This window comes from Citrobacter sp. ABFQG (assembly GCF_004322975.1).
Classification (GTDB): Bacteria; Pseudomonadota; Gammaproteobacteria; order Enterobacterales; family Enterobacteriaceae; genus Citrobacter; species Citrobacter freundii.
In genome coordinates, this window is the sequence record NZ_CP036435.1 from 4,414,852 (window position 1) to 4,435,212 (window position 20,361).

The following is a 20,361-nucleotide window of genomic DNA, read 5'->3' on the forward strand; positions in this document are numbered from 1 at the left end:
CGACCAGGCTTAAAGAATATCCCTATAAGCTTAAAATCGTCACTATAAAAAGAAACGTATTTTTTAGAACATTCGCCATTTAAACGTTCGACATCGCTAGACAACCCCGACAGAGGATCGTGTAAAAAAATCCAGTTAACTTCTCCATGAATAACTCTTGAATTTTCCTACTAAATACATATATTACGCATCCCGTTCAGTACATAGAATAACCTTTGATTTTTTTAATTGATATTGGAGTTACGAATGTCAAATAAGAAAATTTCGCGGAGCAATGGGGCAACAGGCCCCGTTAATAAGGTTGTCGCATGGTCAACAATCGCTTTGCAGGCCCTGTATCCTGCCCTTCTTAGCTTCACGCCCACCATTAGCCATGCGTCAGCCGTTAAGGCATCGCAGACCGCCGCAGAACAGCAAGAACTGCGCGGCCTGTCTTCTCTCGCCGCGCAAGCTGGCAGAAGTATTGAAAACGGCCATGCGGGCAGTTTTGCTGCCAATACCGTCTCAGCACAGGCAACGAAGGAGGTGGTAGAGTGGCTACAGAAGTACGGTAATGCGCGTATTCAACTCAACGTCGATGACGCTTTCTCGTTGAAAGATTCGTCGTTCGATTTCCTTTATCCGTGGATTGATACAAAGCAGCATGTTTTATTTAGCCAGACATCGCTTCACCGTACCGATGACAGAACCCAAACTAATATCGGTATGGGTTATCGCTACTTCACGGCGGATAATTCAATGCTGGGCGCAAACTTATTTTATGACTACGATTTAAGTCGTCATCACGCACGTATGGGTGCAGGCGTTGAGTATTGGCGAGATTATTTACATGCAGGCGCAAATGCTTATTTAAGATTATCAAAATGGAAGGATTCCCACGATCTGGATGATTATCAGGAACGTCCGGCGGATGGATGGGATATCTATACCCAAGGTTGGTTGCCATCGTATCCGCAACTGGGCGCATCGCTTAAATATGAAAAGTATTACGGCAAGAATGTCGGCCTCTTTGGCAGCGATCATCTTCAGGAAAATCCGTACGCCTTTACAGGTGGGATCAGCTATACGCCGGTTCCGCTAGTTACGCTTTCCGCTGAACACAAGCAGGGGCAGAGCAATACTCATGATTCACGCTTCGGCGTAGAGATTAACTATCGCCCCGGCATCCCGCTGACGAAGCAGTTGGACAGCGACAATGTTGCGTTGATGCGCGAAGTTCAGCACGGACGCTACGATTTTGTCGAACGAAATAACAATATTGTTCTGGAATACCGCAAAAAATCGGTTCTGAAAATCCGCCTGCCTGAAAGCGTGCAGGGGGAAGGTGGCGCCGTTGTTCCGGTGACTATTTCACTGGATAAATCCCACTGGGGCATTCAGTCGGTAGAGTGGAGCGATAGAGCATTTTCCGCCGCTGGCGGGCGCATTTCCGGTAGCGGCACGTCATGGCAACTGACGTTACCCGCTTATACACCAGGCGGCACCAATCAGTGGCAGATCGGCGCAACGGCGCGAGATGTTAAAGGAAACGTCTCTAACTATGCAGTGATGAGCGTAACGGTGACGGGGAATTCAGCCTCTGTCGGCACAATGGATTTTACATTGAACGACGAGCAGCAACCGATCATCGCGGCTGATGGGAAGTCACAGCATCCGGTTAAGCTGGTGCTTAAAGATACCAATGGCAATCCGTTAACAGGGCTTGCACATGACATTGAATTGTCTTTGGCATTTACGCCTGACGCACAGAAAAATCGTGAGCGTTCGGCACAGGCTCCAAAGCTTGGTGAAGTGCAGGAAACCCGTTCCGGGGTGTATACCGCGATGCTGACGCCCGGTTTAACGGCGGGGACGGCACGCATAACCGCTAAAGTGCTGGGTAAAACAGAAACCCTGACAGTGACACTTAAAGCGGTTTCCGCCGAGTCGGCAAAATCGACATTCACAGTAATGCCCATGGAGCAGGTCGTTGGGCACCCGATTAACCTGGCGTTAGAAGCAAAAGATAAAGACGGGAATGCCATCACCGGCGACGACAGTTTACGTTTTTATGCTGTTTCAGCCAGCGGCGAGATCCGTTTTACTGCAGTAGAAGAGAAAGACGGCGTGTACAGCGCTAAGGCAACGTCTGAACTGGCTCAGGCGACACGCATTGGTGTGACGTCACAAAAACATGATTTCTCCGGGCTGGAAAAACAAGCCAACTGGATTGCAGACAAAACGCAGCCGGTGGTGCAGGCGTTTAACCTGACCAGAGACAATGCGCTGGCGGATGGCAAACAGAGTAATGTCGCGGTCGTTACCCTGACCGACCCTTATGGTAACGCGCTATCCGGATACACGGTCACCCTGGCGTTACCGTCACAGGTCAAGGTTGCGAATGGCGAGAACGTTGCCACCACCGATGCCAAAGGTGAAGCAAGATTCTCACTGACCAGTTCAACGCCGGGAACCTATGAGGTTACGCTGAACGCGGGGAACATCAGCTCATCCCTAAGCGTCACATTTGCCTCTGCAATGGAGGGGGCAACATTGTCTCTGACAGCTAAAGACAATGGCGCAATCACCGATATTGCAGCAAACGGTCGTGATGGTGCCACGCTTGAGATCATGCTCAACAATACCAACGCGTCGGTTGAAGGACAGAAAGTGGAGCTTATCGTAACCCCACAAGGTCTCGTGTATCCGGACAAAATCACCACCAATAAAGAGGGTTACGCGACGGTAACGTTAACAACGGTTAAGGCGGGTCATTACACCGTTAATGCCAGGGTTACAGATGGGCAGCACAGCGTTGAGTCCTCAAGCGTTGATCTGGAATTCGTACCTGATATTAACAGCGCAGTGCTGAATTTAGCGGCACCTGCTGAGAGCATCGTGGCAAACGCATCAGCTACGCATGAAATTCAGGTACAGGTTGTCGACGGTGAGAACAACCCATTTAGTGGCAACGTGCACCTGACCAGTACCCCTGCCAGTGGATTAAAACTGGGCCAGTCAGAACTGACATTGGATGAGAAAGGAATGGCATCAACAACCTTTGTTGCCACAGAAGCCGGGCACTATCAATTGCAGGCAACCTTCATCAAAGAGGGTAAACGCGTTACGGCTGGTAAGGCGATTGAGGTGGTATCAGATCTGCAAAATGCAGCGTTGACGATCGAACCGTCAACCACATCCGCCGTAGTGAGTGATGTGGATAACGTGGCGTTTACCCTGCATCTGAGCGATACATCGGGGAACAGCGTCAGCAACCGTAAGCTGAAGATTACGGCCACAGGCCCATCGCCACGCGATCCTCTGGTGATTGATAATACGCTTGTCACCACCAATGCTTCCGGTACTGCGACCGTAAATGTCCACGGTCAAAAGGCGGGTCGTTACACGCTGACCGCCACATTGGCTGAACACGGTAGCAACGTCTCGGCAAATGCTTCGCTGATGCTGAATGCTGATGCCCAGAATCCAGTACTCACTCTGGAGCAGGATTTTGGCTACGTCGTTGCCAACCTTGAGCCGATGGGCTTTATGGCCCGATTGCGGGATAAATTTGGCAATCCGTTAAACGGCAGTGTCGAATTTAGCGCAGGCAGCAGAGCCAAACCCGACAGCGGAACCTTTACGATGACACCGGATAAAACCAACTTTAAGTTAGGAAATGCCTACTCTGAACTGAGAACGGATACTGCTGGTGAAAGTTGGGTGAAAGTGAAGGCAACGACGGGAGATAAAACGTTGGAAAAAGAACTCACAGTCTGGGTAGTTGAGAATCATCAACCGAATTCCTGATCGGGATATAAACAGGAGATAGCCGCAGCATGGCGGCTATCTCCCTTTCTATATATTGTCCACACGTATTCTACCCACTAAGACTCAGAACTGTAATAGGTATAGCAAAGCTAAGTTCACTCTCGACGATTCCCCCTCCCCCGTTGATTTGAAAACAAGCAGCAATATAATAAAAGGGCTGGAAATATCGGCAAAGCCTCAGGTAAAATATTTTCAGACTGATGGCTACATTATCAAAATTAATTTATCACGTGACAAACTACGCAGGGAGACTTGAATCAAGTATCCAGTACTGATGTTTACATCACATTAATGACACATGACATATATCATCAATTCGGAGATCTGCATTTTCACTCTCAAAAATGTGGCCCGATAAATACCTTACCCCAAAAGTGTTAAATTTTTATTATGATTATTTTGCGGAGAGTTTATGAACAAAATATATCAAATAAAATGGAGTAAAGTCCGTAATTGCTGGTGTGTGTGCTCCGAACTGGGAAGGAAGAACACGAAAAAAAAGTCCAGGGCGTTATTAGCCGGTGCTGTAGCGCTATGTTCATCAATGGCCTTTGCTAATGATATTGATGTCAGCACAGATAACACCGTTGATTTTGGCGAAAAAAACCAGTCTATTAATTACCATATCAATGTAAAAGATAATGCTAACCTGGTAATCAATGCACCAGACTCTCGCCCCCGCCTGACCTTCACATCAGGTGGTGGGCTGGATATTACCCAAGGAACAGTGCGTATCAATGGTGAGCTAAACGTTCTGCTGAGAGGTACGGGTTACCTTAACGTGTCCAATGCAGGCAGCGAACTCTATGCTGACGACTTATATGACAGCGCATCAGACAACTGGCGAACTGGTGGTTATTTTAACGTTTCTGATGGCGGTAAGATTCATGTTAAAGGGACCAGTCGTCTTACCTATGAAAGGGGAAACATTAGCGGCGAAGGTAGCCAGGTAAATACACAAACATTCTTTATGGGTGTTTTCAAGAGCTACGGTGGCGATCAATTCCTGTCGGTTAATAACAAGGGTGAAATTAACGCCAGTGAGAAATTAAGTCTGGGGTATTATAATCAAGATTCAAATACTACGCTGGTGGTATCTGACATGGGGAAAATATCTGCCCCAGAAATTAGTTTGAGTACAAACTCAGAATTAGCATTAGGCGCTCAAGAAGGTGAGAAAGCTAAATCTGCAGGGGTTATTGACGCCAAGAAAATAGAGTTTGTCTGGGCTAGCACGGACAATAAAAAAATCACATTGAACCACACCAGTGATAACGCCAATATAACAGCTGATATATCAAGCGGCAGTGAGGGGCTGGGCAATATTAATGCGCTAAATGGCACAACGTTTTTATCTGGTGATAACTCAAAATTTAGCGGCAACGTAAAAATTGCCAGGAATGCCACCCTTGGGGTTACGCAGAACCTGGGAACCGCTGATATTAGCAATAGCGGCAAACTCTTACTGAACGCCCAGGACAACATGGAGTTTACCAATAAGGTTGCGGGGAACGGCATTATCTTCGTCGGCGCCGGAAATGTGGCGTTATTAGGTGATAACACCGCCTTTAAAGGAAAGATCAATGTTGAATCGGGTGCCGTTGCAACCGTGTCCGATCAGAAAAACCTGGGCTCTGCCGGGTTATCCGTTGACGGGAAACTGCAGCTCAATAGCACCAGCGACTGGTTGTTTAGCCACCAGATTTCTGGGTCTGGCATCCTGGGGATCGATACGGGAAATCACGCTTTCTCTTTTAAAAATAGTACAGCGACCTCTGGGTTCATTGGTGCTCTGGCATTACAAAATACGACATTCAACCTGCAGGGAACCAACACCGATGCTCTTGCAAAAGCAGGGCTGATTGCAGGAAAAGGGAGTGAAATTTCACTGGGCACAGGCACACAGTCCATCGGAAGTCTGGCCTTTTCTGGCGGTACCATTGAGTTTGGTAACATTACCCCCGGCATACACCAAACCGACAAAATGGTGAATGTTAAAGACCGGTTAGACCTGACAGGGTCTGGTGCTGTGCAGGTGAATCCTGTGGGCGTAGTGGACGCCATATCTCAAGGTATTGATACCGGTCTCTCCTTAATGGAGCAGGAAGACGCCAATGCGGAAATTAAACTGGTTTCCACCAATTCAGCAACCGTTGTAACAGGAGATGCCGGAAACCTGCAACTGCAGGATCTGAACGGTAACGCGATAACCGACGCTGTTCAGCATGACATCAGCCAGGACGGGCAGGTTGTAGCAAAGGGAACATACGACTATCGCCTGACCAGCGGGCAAAACCATGACGGTCTTTATGTGGGCTACGGTCTGACGCAGATTGAACTACAAGGACAGGGTCAGAATGCACTGATCCTGAACGCCAACGGAAAAATCGGGGCGGCTGCGGAATTGAGTTCCCGCCTGACCGGCTCCGGGGATCTGGCGTTCGACAGCCAGAAAGGCCACACAGTTTCACTATCTGGTTTGAATAATGATTACACCGGTCTGACCGATTTGCGCAGCGGTAATCTACTGATGCTCAATGATAATGTTCTGGGCCATACAGCAGGTCTGCAGATGGCAGAAGAGACCGTTTTGGATATGAATGGGCATAGCCAGACGATTGGGCAGCTAACCAGCGCAGCAGGATCAGTTCTGAATATTAATGGCGGTAGCCTGACGATTTCTAACGGCGGAACATCCGCGGGGGCATTGGTCGGCAGCGGTAATCTGAATATAGATAAGGGTGTCTTTAGCGTGAAGGGCTGTAATGCGTCCTTAAACGCAACAACGGCCATTGCCTCCGGCGCAGAGGTCACTCTGGATAATGCTCAGGGATTGGGAACCGGGAAGATTATTGCCGATGGTCATCTCAACCTCAATGCCGTTGAGGGACACTTGTCCAACAACCTTAGCGGTAAGGGTGAAGTTTCATTCAGCGAATCTAACGTCGCTCTTAAGGGGGATAACAGTGGATTTAGCGGCCAGTTAAACCTGGATAAAAACACACAATTAGTGGCGTCAGCCGCCGAACATCTGGGGGAGGCGACGATTCACAATCAGGGTGACATGATCCTTAACAGCATGGATGACTGGACCATGCAAAACCTGGTCGATGGCAGCGGTAATATCATCAAGCAAGGCCAGGGCACTGTCACTCTGACTGCGAATTCCACCTATACCGGCACCACGGATATTCAACAAGGGGGGCTGATGCTGGGTCAGGAGGATGCGCCTGTTACTTTAGCGAGCCAGCAGGTCAATATATCTTCGGCCGGTATGCTTTCAGGCGCGGGAACGGTACTAGGTAGTATCCATAATGCCGGATTGCTTGTTGCCGGAAATGGAGCATCAGGCCACTTTACTGTTGGCGGAGATCTCACCAATCAGGGTGCGATATCTTTGGGGAATATTGGACAGTCCGCCGGCAACCAGCTGATTGTTGAAGGAAATTACCACGGCAACAATGGTCATATTAATTTTGATACGGTTCTGGGGGACGATCGTTCGGCCACCGATAAGCTTATTGTAAAAGGTGATACTACTGGCAATACTCAAGTAAGTGTCACCAATGCAGGAGGCCAGGGCTCACAAACTCTGGAGGGGATTGAGCTTATTCATGTTGATGGCCGTTCTGATGGTGATTTTGCTCAGAGCGGGCGTATCACTGCGGGTGCGTATGATTATTCATTGGTTCGAGGTCAGGGGGCTAACAATAATCACTGGTATCTGACCAGTCAGTTGATTAAGCCTGAAAATCCCGAAAAACCGGTTTCGCCCACAGAGCATATGCTTCGCCCGGAAGGAGGAACCTATACCGCGAACCATGCTGCAGTAAACACCATGTTCAACATGCAGCTACACGATCGCTCGGGCAAAGCTCAGTACACAGATGTGTCAACCGGAGAGATGAAAACCACCGGTATGTGGATGCGTCAGGCAGGTAGCCACCAAAGTTGGTATGACGGTAGCAGCCAGTTGCGTACTCAAAGTAATCGCTATGTGATGCAGCTCGGCAGCGATATCGCGCAGGGCTCAACCAACGGGCATGATAGCTGGCGTCTCGGGATCATGGCCGGATATGGCCATGACAATAATCAGACCCGCTCATCAGCAACGGGTTACACCTCGCGAGGTAGCGTCAATGGCTATAGCACTGGCCTTTATGCCACGTGGTTTGCCGATAACACTGATCATAAAGGCCTGTACTTCGACGGTTGGGCACAATATGGATGGTTTGATAACCATGTCAAAGGTGAAGGACTGGCTTCTGAGTCCTATAAATCCAAAGGTCTGACGGCATCTGTTGAAACAGGGTATACCTTTAAAGTTGGCGAATTCTCTGGCAGCAAAGGAACCGTTAATGAGTGGTATGTTCAACCGCAGGCGCAGGTTACCTGGATGGGGGTCAAATCTGATGACCATCGGGAAGCTAACGGAACGCGTATCGAGATGAATGGTAACGGTAATATTCAAACCCGTCTTGGAGCCAGAGCCTATCTGAAAAGCTTTAATAAAATGGATGAGGGCAAAGGCCGCGAATTCCAACCATTTATTGAAGCTAACTGGCTCCATAATACACGCAGTTTTAGCACAAAAATGGACGACGTTAGCGTCAGCCAGGAAGGTGCACGCAATCTGGGAGAGATTAAACTGGGTGTCGAAGGCCAGATTACGCCAGATTTAAATCTGTGGGGTAATGTGGGCGTCCAGATGGGAGACAACGGTTACAACAACAGCGCGGCAACGTTAGGACTGAAATATCATTTCTAATCAGCCCGCAACAAAAGATAGCCGGGGTGTTTTCGACAGCACCCTGGCTACTGCCATAACCCCAAATATATCGACGCTTGCATTATTCTCATAGCCAGGCGAGCTATGAGAATAATGAGCACTTAAATAGTACCAACCGTCATCCCATCCCTCCCATTTTACTGATCAAGAAGAGGAAAAAACGACTCGCTTTTAACAAAGCCATTCAAAACCTTACTTATCAACTGGATACTCGCGATTAATCCACGCATGTTCATCTTCCCAGGTGAACATCCATTTGCGTACCGGGCCCGCCATCACGTTGAGGTAGTAGCTGTCATATCCTGCCAGGGTTGCCACCGGGTGATACCCTTTTGGCACCATCACGACATCACGGTTATAGACAGCCATACACTCGTCAAGCGACCGGTCGTCGGTGTATACCCGCTGCAGACAGAATCCCTGCGGCGGGTTGAGGCGATGGTAGTAAGTCTCTTCCAGATAGGTCTCCTGCGGCGGATTATCGGTATCATGCTTGTGACTTGGCCAGGAACTGGTACAGCCTTCGTTGGTCCACACTTCCACCACCAGCAGGCTATCAGCAGGTTTATCTTCCGGTAAAATGTTATGCACGTAACGCTGGTTGTGACCTTTGCCGCGCGCTTCCCCGTCGATATCCTTAGGTGCAATCAGCCGTGTTGGGTGTGTGCCTTTCCCCGGCGCAGCGCAGACCGCCAGCTCCAGTCTGGTCACCGCCTGAACCTGTATGGTTTCACCAGTGGTGACATAGACCGCCCACGGTTTGATCCGTTCGAACGGGCTCATCCGCTCGCCGATATCCGTAAAGGTTGCACCCGGCGTGGTGACGGTCGCGCGTCCGGCGACCAATACCAGACAACGTTCTTCGCTGACGGCGGGCAGCGTAAGCTGCTGCCCCTCTTCCAGTTCGTACGCTTTAAAGCCAACATATTCCCAGCTGGCGCTTTCCGGCGTCACTGACTGCGTACGCCCCTGCGCGTCCGGCTGCTGCCAACGTGATAATAAACGTGACATATCACCTCCTCAGATAAGACCCGCGTCACGCGCCAGACGGCTAAGGTTGTTATAGCCCAGACGCGCATACGTCAGCGGATGCGCGATGGCCGGATCTTGCTCCGCCTCCACGACTAACCACCCCTGATACTGGTTCGCCTTCAGCAAGGCCATGATCGGCGGATAGTCAACGCAGCCATCGCCCGGCACTGTAAAGACCCCACTCAGTACCGCATCGAGAAAGCTGGTTTTGCGATTTTTGACATCCGCCAGCACGTCGGCACGCACGTCTTTACAGTGAACATGGTTGATACGCGATGCCCAGCGCTGCGCCACCGCCAGCGGATCGGCCCCGGCGAAGGTCAAGTGTCCCGTGTCGAGCAACAATCCAACTTCATCACCGGTATTCGTCATCAGATTACCCACATCTTCAGCAGATTCAATCACCGTTCCCATGTGGTGGTGATAGGCAATCTGTACCCCCTGCTGCTGGGTGTAGCGCGCAAACTCGGTGAGCTTTTCACCGTATTCTTGCCAGCGCTCTTGAGGGAAGCGCGGACGCAGATGTACCGGCGTCTGCTGCTCGCCGTGAATGCAGCCACTGACTTCGGCAAAGACCAGCACCTTGGCCCCCAGCTCGCGCAGTAACGTCAGATGTGACTGCACGGCGGCAATCTCCTCCTCCACGCTGCGTTCCAGCAGACGTCCGGAATACCAGCCGGAAACCAGTTGCAGGTCGTGACGCTGCAAAATGGGGCCGAGCAGTCGCGCCTCGCGCGGGAATTTATTACCCAGTTCGAAACCAGCAAATCCGGCCTCTTTACCCTCGCTCAGACAAGTATCAAGCGACGTCTCAGCGCCCAGTGAAGGAAGATCATCATTCGTCCATGTCAGTGGATTAATACCTAATTGTACCGTCATTATCTTCTCCTGAATTATGCTTGTCCGCGCTCGCGCCACCAGGCGATAAGCTGCAGGTAGTTATCTTTAATGCGCGCCACCAGTTGCGCATCGTCAATATCGTGTTTTAACCACGCGCGGGAAGCGTCGCCAAACAGCGTGCGTCCCACGGCAAATCCTTTCACCACCGCATGACCCGCAGCCGCTTTGAAATCAGCGCGCAGTTGCTCTGCCGGTGCGTCCAGACCAAGGATCACCACGCCACGGCAGTGCGGATCGCGCCGTTCGATAATGTCACTCAACGCCGTCCAGCCAGCAGAAGTCAGCGGTGGGAGTTTCCACCAGTCGGGGTAGATCCCTAAGTTGTAGAAGCGGGAAATGGCGCGCAAATACAGTTCATCACTGCGCGGCATACTGGCCGGCAAAATCACCTCCAGCAGCAGCTCATGACCAGACTGACAACAGGCGCGGTACACCTCGGCGATTTTCTGTTCTTGCTCCAGACGCAACGCGTGGGCATCTTCTGGATGGAAAAAAACCAGACACTTCACCACATGTTCCTGCGGCCAACTGATGAGCTGCGAACCAATATTGCCGTGTTCCATCTCCAGCGGGCGAGATCCCGGCAGTTCGATAGGGCGACCTATCCACCAGCCCTCTCCGGTTATCGAATTCAGCGCATCCTGACCAAACGTACCGTCGCAAAGCAGCCCGGCCTTGCCCTCCAGCCCGGCGCTGTTGGCCGCTTCACGGCTGGCCTGCAAAATAAGCTGTTTCAATGCCGGAATACGCTTCAAAGACGCGCCGCACTGTAGCGCCATCTCTTCAAGCTGACTGCGGTGATCGAAAGCCATCACGCACAGTTCCGGCCATTCGCGGCGACGGGTGGTGACGCGGTGCAGATGGTTTAGACGCGGGTCAAGATCCGGACGCGGAACGAGTGCTGCGCGGGAGAGATAATCATCAAGCTCAACTTTGCTCGGCATCGCCGGCGCACAGCCGTGACGCGATACCACAAGCGCACCACAGGCATTAGCATAGCGGCACGCCTGCTCCCATCCCTCATCGTTGAGGTAGCCGCGCAGCAGGCCGGACATAAACGCATCCCCCGCCCCCAACACGTTCAGCACCTCCACGCGTACGCCGGTCACCGTCAGGCCATCGTCCAGCCGGGCCGGGATCGCGTCGGTATACACCGAGCTACCGAGCGCACCGCGCTTGCAGACCAGCGTCGCGTTACTCACGCCGCGAACCTGCGACAGCGCCTGCAGCGTATCGGTACTGCCGCCCGCGATATGAAACTCTTCCTCGGTGCCGACAATCACATCAAAAAGATGCAACACCTCCTGCAACTGACGGGTGACCTGATCGGCGGCGATAAAACGTGTTTCGCCGTCGCCTAAGGATGTAAGCCCCCACAGCACCGGGCGATAGTCGATATCCAGCGCCGTGCGCACGCCGTGACGCCGGGCGTAGGCGAGCGCCGTCAACACCGCCTCGCGGGTTTGCGGATGAGAAAGATGCGTCCCGGTGATGGCAAGACAACGAGCAGAAGCGATGTACTGTTCATCAACATCGCTGGCGGTAATCGCCATATCCGCGCAGTTATCACGGTAAAAAATCAGTGGGAAGGTGTCCCGGTCTTTAATGCCGAGTAGCACCAGCGCTGTCAGGCGGTCTTTATCGGTAATCAGATGGCTGGTATCGCAGCCTACCTGATTTAATTCTTCACGCAGGAAACGCCCCATATGTTCGTCGCCAACCCGCGCCAGCATTGATGAACGCAGTCCCTGCCGCGCCGTTCCGTAGGCCACGTTGCCGGACGATCCGCCAAGATATTTGGCAAAGCTCGACACATCTTCCAGGCGTGCGCCAATCTGCTGACTGTAGAGGTCAACCGCCACGCGGCCCATGCATATCACATCAAACTGCTTTTCCACGTTGATACCTCTTCAGACAATATCGTTCACATTCAGCCAGCGGCCTTCCAGGTGCGAGAGTGCGATAGCGTCAAGCACACGCGACACCTTCCAGCCCTCTTCGAAGTCCGGCCACATCGGCGCATCGGCGGCAATGCCGTCCACCAGGTCGCGCACTTCCACCGTTTTCTGGTCGTTAAAGCCGATACCATGCCCGGCTCCCATACAAAACGCGCCGTAGTCCGGATGCGCCGGACCAACCAGTAAAGTGCGAAACCCCTGGCGGTTGACCGGATCGTCATGCAAATAGAGCTTCAGCTCAGCCATGCGCTCTTGGGTAAAACTGATGGTTCCTTTGGTCCCGGTAATCACATACGACAACCCCATCTTGCGGCCACAGGCGACGCGGGAGGTTTCAATCACCCCTTGCGCACCGCCTGCAAAGCGCACCATCGCGTGGGCCTGATCTTCGTTCTCTACCGTCACCATTTGCGAGGAACCGACTTGCGCCGGACGCTGTGGCACCACGATCTTCAGGTCGCCGCAGACCTGATGAATATCGCCAACCAGGTACTGCGCCATATTGACGATATGCGCCGCCAGATCGCCAAGTGCCCCCAGACCCGCCGTTTCTTTAAAACAGTGCCAGTGGATCGGCGCAAGCGGATCGGCCATGTAGTCTTCGTTGTGGGTGCCGTAGAAATGGATCACCTCGCCAATTTCTCCGCGCTCAATGATCTCTTTCGCCAGCTGCGCCGTTGGGTTCTTCATATAGTTGAACCCCACCAGGGTTTTCACTCCTGCCCGCTGTGCGGCCTCAACCATTTCACGCGCGTCGTGGGCGTTCAGCGCCAACGGTTTTTCCGAGTACACATGCTTGCCGTGGCGAATCGCTTCCAGCGCCATCTCTTTGTGCAGATGGTTGGGAGAGCAGATATCCACCACATCAATGGCCGGGTCGGCCACCAGCGCACGCCAGTCTCCGGTTGAGCGATTGAAGCCAAACGCCTGCGCCCGCTCTGCCGCCAGTTCCGGCGTGACTTCCGCCACCATCTCGCGCACCAGTTTGCCGCGCAGGTTAAACACCGTCGGGGCCTGGGCATAGGCGATAGCATGCGCCTTGCCGATATACCCGGTGCCAATCAATCCAATACGAACTTCTTTCATCATGATCCTCACAGTGCGCCGCGACGGCTCTTGGCGTAGGTATCGAACGCCACCGCCAGAACGATAATTAAGCCGGTAATAATTTGTTGGTAGTAAGCCGAGACGTTCATCAGCACCAGACCGTTAATCAGGATGCCCATGATGATCGAGCCGATAATGGTGCCGCCGATGCGTCCGTAGCCCCCCATCAGCGACGTGCCGCCAATGACCACCGAAGCGATGACGCGCAGCTCAAAGGAGATCCCGGCGACCGCTTCCGCACTGCCTAAACGCGCACTGAGGATGAAGCCCGCCAGCCCAGCCAGACAGCCAATCAATACGTAGACGCTCACCAGCACGCGCTTCACATTGACCCCTGCCAGACGCGCCGCCTCCGGGTTGCCGCCGATGGCGTACACGAAGCGCCCCCAGCGGGTTTTATGCAGTGCCAGGTAACCGCCAATAGCGACCAGAGCAAAGATCCAGATTGGAATCGAAATGCCGAGCAGCTCGCCGCGTCCCCACCAGCGGTATCCCGCGTCGAAACCGGCAATCGGCGCGCCATCGTTGATCACCAGCGTCAGGCCGCGCCAGATGGTCATCCCGCCGAGGGTGACGATAAACGGCGGCAGACGCAGGCGGGTCACGCCGAGGCCATGCAGAAAACCAATCGCGGTGCCCATCGCCATACAGATACCAAGACCAATCAGCCAGCTCATGCCGCCCCAGGCGTTCGGATCGACGGTGGTGAAGTTGTCGCCCTTGATCACATACGCGGCGGTCATAGCGCAGACCGCCAGGATAGAGCCCACCGACAGATCGATGCCGGCAGTCAGAATGACAAACGTCATACCCACCGCCATGATCCCGTAGATGGAGACTTCGGTCAGAATGTTGAAAATGTTGCGTTCAGAAAGAAAATTGCTGTTCTGCAACTGAAAGAAAATCAGCAGCAGGATCATAAAAATCAGCACCCCAAAGCGCTCAAAAAAGGCAATGGGATCAAGACGTCCACCGCGTTTGGCTGGAACCTGGGTTTTAGAAATAATCTGCGTCATGAGTCACTCCGTTATGCCGCATTCAGGGCGTTGTGGTTGATGGCCATCATCGTCATTAGCCGCTCTTCGTTGGCGTCATCGCCGTGGATCTCGCCAGTCACCCGGCCTTCACTCAACGTGATGATCCGATCGGAAACCGCCATGACTTCCGGCAGATCGGAGGAGATCACAATCACCGCCACGCCCTTTTTCGCCATATCAAACAGCACCTGATGGACTTCTGATTTGGTGCCAACATCGATGCCGCGCGTCGGTTCATCCACAATCAACACCCGAGGGTTAAGCGCCATGCAGCGCGCGAGGATCACTTTTTGCTGGTTTCCGCCGGAGAGCTTGCGCACCTCCTGCGCACTGTTGACCATTTTGATCTGCAGCGCCTGGCGGTAAGACTCAATCAGGGCATCTTCTTTGCGAGTATTCACAAACCAGCGCCAGTGCAGCAGTGACGACAGGCTGGAGAGCGACAGGTTGTCGCGGATCGACAGTCCCAACACTGCGCCCTCTTTTTTACGATCTTCCGGTACCAGCGCCAGCCCCTGATCCAGCGCAAACAGCGGATCGCGCGGCTGATACGGCACGCCATCAAGTTCAAAGCTGCCGGAGGTAAAACCGTCGGCGCCAAACAGGCAGCGGGCCACTTCGGTGCGCCCGGCACCCACCAGTCCGGCAATACCTAATACTTCGCCAGCATGTACGTGGAAGCTAATGTCGTGCAGCGCGATGCCATGCGGATCCAGCGGCGGTTTTTCGCGGCTAAGCCCCTTCACCGCCAGACGCACAGGTTTATCTTCATGGTGAGTTTCGCTGGCCGGGCGGCGATTAAAGGCCACATCGCGCCCCACCATCAGGCGGATCAGCTGTTCTACGGTGGTCTGTGCAACCGCGCCATTCCCGGTGAATCGTCCATCCTGAAAAACGGTGAACTGGTCGCAGAGTTGAAAAACTTCATGCAGGCGATGGGTGACGTAGATAATGCTCACGCCACGCCCTTTAAGTTCCCGCACCACCCGGTGGAGACTTTCCACTTCGCTGTCGCTCAGCGCGGCGGAAGGTTCATCCATGATGATCAGCTTTGCGTTCAGCGTCAGCGCCCGCGCAATTTCCACCATTTGCTGCTGCGCCACGCTCAGTCGGGCCACGGCCGTGGTTGGCGCAACGTTCAGTTGCAGGTAATCCAGAATCACCTGCGCCTCCTGATTTACCGCCTTTTCGTCCACAATCAGATTGCGTTTACGCGGTTCGCGTCCGAGGAACATATTCTCGGCGACGGTCATATTGGGCAGCAGATTAAATTCCTGATAAATCGTGATAATGCCCTTGTTCTGCCGCTCAACCGGAGAGTCTTCTACCGGCAATGTTTCGCCGTTGAACCAAATATCCCCGCGTGTTTGCGGCTGTGCGCCCGCCAGCGCTTTCAGCAGGGTCGATTTTCCGGCACCGTTCTCACCTAACAGCGCATGAATTTCGCCTGCTCCGACAGTCAGTTGTGCGCTGCTCAGCGCCCAAACGCCGGAAAAGCTTTTCGCCAGGTCGGTCACTTTCAGTAAGGGTTGCGACATCGGTCTGCTCCTCCTTTAGAGTGAGCCACCGTAACGGCGGCTCCGGACATATCAGTTACCGGCCTCACCGATACGCTCAGCCTGCTGCAAATTTTCTTTAGTGATAAGCGTTGGCGGGTAGTCAGCCCCGGTGATCGCAGTCTTCTCACGGACGTTATTCACCAACTGGCTCATGGCCGTTTTCACCGCAAAGCCAGGACGTTGATCCGCCGTCACTGCCAGCCAACCGTCGCGCACACGCGCCAGTGCTTCCGGCACGGCATCGAATCCCGTGACCAGAACTTCACCCGGCTTCAGTCCTTGCCCCTGTAACGCTTCAATCGCGCCCAGCGCCATATCGTCGTTAGCGGAGAGGATCACCTGCGGACGCTTCGGCAGCGAAGGCAGCACGCTTTCAACAATGCGCATCCCTTCAGAACGCATCCAGTTACCGGTCTGATCGGCAACGATCTTGTACTTTTCACCACCCGCCTTCAGGCTGTCGCGAATACCTTTAGTACGTTCAATGTTGGAGGAGGAGCCTGGCTGGCCGGTCAGCAGAATAATGTCTGCCCCGTCTGGGAATTTGGTTTTGACAAAGTCGCCAATCGCCTGGCCGCCTTTGTAGTTGTTCGCGCCGAAGTGTGGCACTTTTTTCTGGCTGTCAACGGAGCGGTCGAGCGTGACCACGGGCAGTTTCGCATCCTGAATTTCATCTACCGCGCTGGATACCGCGTTGACATCGTTCGGCGAAACAATAAAGCCCTGTGCGCCACGAGTTATGGCGTTTTCCAGGTCAGCGACCTGTTTTGGCGAGCTACCCTGCCCGTCCAGGACCTGTAAATTCACGCCCATCTCTTTTGCGGCTTTCACCGCCGTGCGCTGCATGTGAACTTCAAATGGCATCGCCAGGTTTGGCGTACTGAAAACAATTTGCTCATTTTCAGCAATGGCTGCCCCGGATGTCATGGCGATGAGGACAGCTAAGATCAATTTTTTCATTATTATGTCTCTCTGTGTAGGGTAGGTTGTGGTGACAATCAGAGGAGAACTTCACGCTGGCTATGCAGTGACTCCAGCGCTTTATCCGCCAGATACAGCGCACGCTCGCCATCGTCCCCGCTGCAATCAGGGACCGTTTCGCCGCGCAGTACCGCAACAAAGTGTTCCCATTCCGCGGCATAGGCCGATTTATAACGCTGCAGGAAGAAGTGTTCAGGTAACGCGCTGGTGCAGCCCTGTTTGCCGTAATGCTGCACCTGGTTTTCGAGAATATTGCCCGCGCACAGCAGCCCTTCAGAGCCGTGCAGCTCAAGGCGCTGATCGTATCCGTAAGAAGAACGGCGGCTGTTGACGATGGTCGCCATCGCGCCGGAGGCATATTTCAGTACGATGAACGCGGTGTCGGTAATGACTCCAACTTATTGATAGTGTTTTATGTTCAGATAATGCCCGATGACTTTGTCATGCAGCTCCACCGATTTTGAGAACGACAGCGACTTCCGTCCCAGCCGTGCCAGGTGCTGCCTCAGATTCAGGTTATGCCGCTCAATTCGCTGCGTATATCGCTTGCTGATTACGTGCAGCTTTCCCTTCAGGCGGGATTCATACAGCGGCCAGCCATCCGTCATCCATATCACCACGTCAAAGGGTGACAGCAGGCTCATAAGACGCCCCAGCGTCGCCATAGTGCGTTCACCGAATACGTGCGCAACAACCGTCTTCCGGAGCCTGTCATACGCGTAAAACAGCCAGCGCTGGCGCGATTTAGCCCCGACGTATCCCCACTGTTCGTCCATTTCCGCGCAGACGATGACGTCACTGCCCGGCTGTATGCGCGAGGTTACCGACTGCGGCCTGAGTTTTTTAAATGGCGGAAAATCGTGTTGAGGCCAACGCCCATAATGCGGGCGGTTGCCCGGCATCCAACGCCATTCATGGCCATATCAATGATTTTCTGGTGCGTACCGGGTTGAGAAGCGGTGTAAGTGAACTGCAGTTGCCATGTTTTACGGCAGTGAGAGCAGAGATAGCGCTGATGTCCGGCGGTGCTTTTGCCGTTACGCACCACCCCGTCAGTAGCTGAACAGGAGGGACAGCTGATAGAAACAGAAGCCACTGGAGCACCTCAAAAACACCATCATACACTAAATCAGTAAGTTGGCAGCATCACCTTTAATTTCAATAAATTAAATGAAATTTGAAATTGACAACCAAAAATATCAATGCATCAGTTTATCGCCTCGTTTTGATAAATTCTCATCATTGATAAATAGTGTGATCGCGGAAGATAAAATAAGAAAAACATTCAAAAACAGCGTGGTAGATTGATTTTTCGCAAATCATTTTTGCATTGTTTCGCCTATTTATCATTTTCCTTGAGAAATGTGACACACCGCCGGAGAAGTACCATGATTTCAGTACTCAGCAATATTCAGGATGATATATGCAATTACGCCGACGCTATTTCTGGCATAACGGGCACGGACGTTGAAATCATTGATGAATCTTTAATGCGCATCGCGGGTACCGGGAAATACCGGCATATGCTCAATGAGAACGTGGCCAAAAATGGCTACATTTATCATCACGTATTGCAGGTGCGAGAAACGGTACTGATCAAAAACCCCGGCGAGCATCCGCTGTGTCAGTTATGTGAAAAACACCACTACTGTTCTGAAATGCTGGATTTGAACGCACCTATTTTTCTCAATAATCGCGTGATTGGCGTGATCGGGATTATTTGCTCAACCCAGGCACAGCGTGACACGTTACTGAGCCAGATTGATAAATTTGTCACCTTTATTGAGCAAATCGCCGTAATGATCTCCAGTAAGGTCTTTGAATGCCTGGAACGCTTACGCGCACAGGAAACGCTTGGCGCATTTCGGCGTCTGATCGATGCCATGGACCGCGGCGTGGTAGCGATTGATGGCAAGGGTCTTATCTGGCATGCCAATCATTCAGCCGATCGCATCCTCAACCGTGAGGTTCAGGGATTACCTCTGACCATTGAAACAACCGGGGACAGCCTGTATGGCGATGAAGAAGCGTGGCTGACGCTTGAAGGTCAGAAACATCATGTACTGTGCAAACAAATTTCGCTCTCCTCACAGGATAACGATCGCTTAACCATGGTTATCTTTCGTGATGCACACGACTACCTGAGTAACCTTACTCCATCCCCTTATGAGTCCGACATACAGGTACGACTAATTGGTCACTCTCCCTCAATGGAACAGCTCAGAAGTACCATAGGTAAAATCGCCAACAGTTACGCCAGCGTGCTCATCACCGGGGAAAGTGGCTCGGGGAAAGAGGTCGTGGCATTTGCCATTCACCAGAGCAGTCCCCGTAAAGCCGCGCCTTTCGTAACAATCAACTGCGCGGCTATCCCAGAACAACTGCTGGAAAGCGAACTGTTTGGTTATGTTCGCGGCGCATTCAGCGGGGCTGATCCTAAAGGGCGAATGGGGAAATTTGAACTGGCCAACGGCGGCAGCCTGTTTCTGGATGAGATTGGCGATATGCCACTACACCTGCAGGCCAAGCTGCTCAGGGTATTGCAGGAAAAGGCGATCACCCGCGTTGGCTCTAATAACACCATCAATATTGATGTGCGCATTATTGCCGCAACTAACAAAAACATTAACGCGATGGTGGAAAATAATCAGTTTCGTGAAGATCTTTTCTATCGCCTGAACGTGGTCCCTCTGGTACTTCCTTCCCTGCGTGAACGCCGGGCTGATATTGCGGTCCTCGCACAGTATTTTGCCGATGAGTTTTCGGTCAGTTACCAGCGACCACCGCAAAAACTGCCTGATGACGTTATTAATCGCCTTTATGCCTGGCACTGGCCGGGCAACATTCGTGAATTACGCAACGTGATCGAATACATTTTTGTGATGCGCGGAGAAGCCGCTGGGATCAACGCCAGCCATCTTCCCCCTTACCTGCTTACCGCCGCTGACGGTAGAAAAACGACGATGACCACGCAACCCCGACAGCTTGCCAGCAAAGGAAAACAGGCGGAAAGGGAGGCTATCGAAAACGTCATCCAGCGATTCGGCTCAAGCGTTGAGGGAAAAAAGCAAGCCGCGACAGAACTGGGGATCAGCATTGCCACGCTCTATAGAAAAATAAAACTGTACGGACTGTAAGCTTTCCTTATTAACTGAGAAGCCCGCACAACGCGGGCTTCTCATCGGTAG

Annotated in this window: 11 protein-coding genes and 1 pseudogene; 3 read left to right on the top strand and 9 right to left on the bottom strand. The window is 52.5% G+C overall.

Annotated elements, in window-relative coordinates:
* Nucleotides 1-246: 246 nt before the first annotated feature.
* Together WN16_RS21690 and WN16_RS21695 are read left to right on the top strand one after the other, a co-directional pair.
* The gene (locus tag WN16_RS21690; protein ID WP_044699589.1) at nucleotides 247-3,789 is read left to right on the top strand and encodes an inverse autotransporter beta domain-containing protein; all 3,543 of its coding nucleotides are present in this window, start codon (nucleotides 247-249) and stop codon (nucleotides 3,787-3,789) included.
* 433 nt (nucleotides 3,790-4,222) lie between these two features.
* Nucleotides 4,223-8,578 carry an autotransporter outer membrane beta-barrel domain-containing protein gene (locus WN16_RS21695; protein WP_046155102.1) on the top strand — a complete coding sequence of 1,452 codons (4,356 nt, stop codon included), beginning with the start codon at nucleotides 4,223-4,225 and terminating at the stop codon, nucleotides 8,576-8,578.
* A 213-nt stretch (nucleotides 8,579-8,791) separates the two neighbouring features.
* On the opposite strand, the gene iolB is transcribed toward WN16_RS21695, so the two are convergent.
* The 9 genes and pseudogenes from iolB to WN16_RS21740 form a co-directional block, all read right to left on the bottom strand.
* Nucleotides 8,792-9,610, bottom strand: coding sequence for a 5-deoxy-glucuronate isomerase (gene iolB, locus WN16_RS21700; RefSeq protein ID WP_044699592.1), 819 nt, complete (start codon nucleotides 9,608-9,610; stop codon nucleotides 8,792-8,794).
* A gap of 9 nt (nucleotides 9,611-9,619) precedes the next feature.
* On the bottom strand, nucleotides 9,620-10,510 hold the full coding sequence (gene iolE / locus WN16_RS21705) for a myo-inosose-2 dehydratase (protein ID WP_003845952.1): 891 nt from the start codon (nucleotides 10,508-10,510) through the stop codon (nucleotides 9,620-9,622).
* A gap of 14 nt (nucleotides 10,511-10,524) precedes the next feature.
* Nucleotides 10,525-12,429 (bottom strand): 5-dehydro-2-deoxygluconokinase, encoded by a 1,905-nt coding sequence (gene iolC / locus WN16_RS21710; protein ID WP_044699593.1) that lies wholly within the window; start codon nucleotides 12,427-12,429, stop codon nucleotides 10,525-10,527.
* Nucleotides 12,430-12,441: 12 nt separating this feature from the next.
* On the bottom strand, nucleotides 12,442-13,575 hold the full coding sequence (locus WN16_RS21715) for a Gfo/Idh/MocA family oxidoreductase (protein ID WP_044699595.1): 1,134 nt from the start codon (nucleotides 13,573-13,575) through the stop codon (nucleotides 12,442-12,444).
* Nucleotides 13,576-13,583: 8 nt separating this feature from the next.
* Nucleotides 13,584-14,612 (bottom strand): ABC transporter permease, encoded by a 1,029-nt coding sequence (locus WN16_RS21720; protein WP_003839791.1) that lies wholly within the window; start codon nucleotides 14,610-14,612, stop codon nucleotides 13,584-13,586.
* A gap of 11 nt (nucleotides 14,613-14,623) precedes the next feature.
* Entirely contained in the window at nucleotides 14,624-16,171 is a 1,548-nt protein-coding gene (locus WN16_RS21725) for a sugar ABC transporter ATP-binding protein (RefSeq protein ID WP_003839789.1), read from the bottom strand.
* A gap of 51 nt (nucleotides 16,172-16,222) precedes the next feature.
* Nucleotides 16,223-17,152: a sugar ABC transporter substrate-binding protein gene (locus WN16_RS21730; protein WP_032949851.1), complete on the bottom strand. Its 930-nt coding sequence runs from the start codon at nucleotides 17,150-17,152 to the stop codon at nucleotides 16,223-16,225.
* A 38-nt stretch (nucleotides 17,153-17,190) separates the two neighbouring features.
* A pseudogene (locus tag WN16_RS21735) lies at nucleotides 17,191-17,556 on the bottom strand (Gfo/Idh/MocA family oxidoreductase); the annotation flags it as partial.
* 15 nt (nucleotides 17,557-17,571) lie between these two features.
* Nucleotides 17,572-18,269, bottom strand: a protein-coding gene (locus tag WN16_RS21740; RefSeq protein WP_095033700.1) for an IS1-like element IS1B family transposase whose coding sequence is annotated in 2 segments (ribosomal slippage) — nucleotides 17,572-18,020 and nucleotides 18,020-18,269 — 699 coding nt in all. Because the reading frame shifts where the segments join, the coding sequence is not laid out codon by codon here.
* Nucleotides 18,270-18,561: 292 nt separating this feature from the next.
* Between WN16_RS21740 and WN16_RS21745 the strand changes: the two genes are divergently transcribed.
* The gene (locus WN16_RS21745; protein WP_044699624.1) at nucleotides 18,562-20,310 is read left to right on the top strand and encodes a sigma 54-interacting transcriptional regulator; all 1,749 of its coding nucleotides are present in this window, start codon (nucleotides 18,562-18,564) and stop codon (nucleotides 20,308-20,310) included.
* Nucleotides 20,311-20,361: the final 51 nt, after the last annotated feature.

Coding starts and splice junctions, on each gene's coding strand:
- WN16_RS21720 (WP_003839791.1), bottom strand. CDS start 14,612: ATGACGCAGATTATTTCTAAAACCCAGGTTCCAGCCAAACGCGGTGGA.
- WN16_RS21730 (WP_032949851.1), bottom strand. CDS start 17,152: ATGAAAAAATTGATCTTAGCTGTCCTCATCGCCATGACATCCGGGGCA.
- WN16_RS21695 (WP_046155102.1), top strand. CDS start 4,223: ATGAACAAAATATATCAAATAAAATGGAGTAAAGTCCGTAATTGCTGG.
- WN16_RS21725 (WP_003839789.1), bottom strand. CDS start 16,171: ATGTCGCAACCCTTACTGAAAGTGACCGACCTGGCGAAAAGCTTTTCC.
- WN16_RS21715 (WP_044699595.1), bottom strand. CDS start 13,575: ATGAAAGAAGTTCGTATTGGATTGATTGGCACCGGGTATATCGGCAAG.
- iolE (WP_003845952.1), bottom strand. CDS start 10,510: ATGACGGTACAATTAGGTATTAATCCACTGACATGGACGAATGATGAT.
- WN16_RS21690 (WP_044699589.1), top strand. CDS start 247: ATGTCAAATAAGAAAATTTCGCGGAGCAATGGGGCAACAGGCCCCGTT.
- iolB (WP_044699592.1), bottom strand. CDS start 9,610: ATGTCACGTTTATTATCACGTTGGCAGCAGCCGGACGCGCAGGGGCGT.
- WN16_RS21745 (WP_044699624.1), top strand. CDS start 18,562: ATGATTTCAGTACTCAGCAATATTCAGGATGATATATGCAATTACGCC.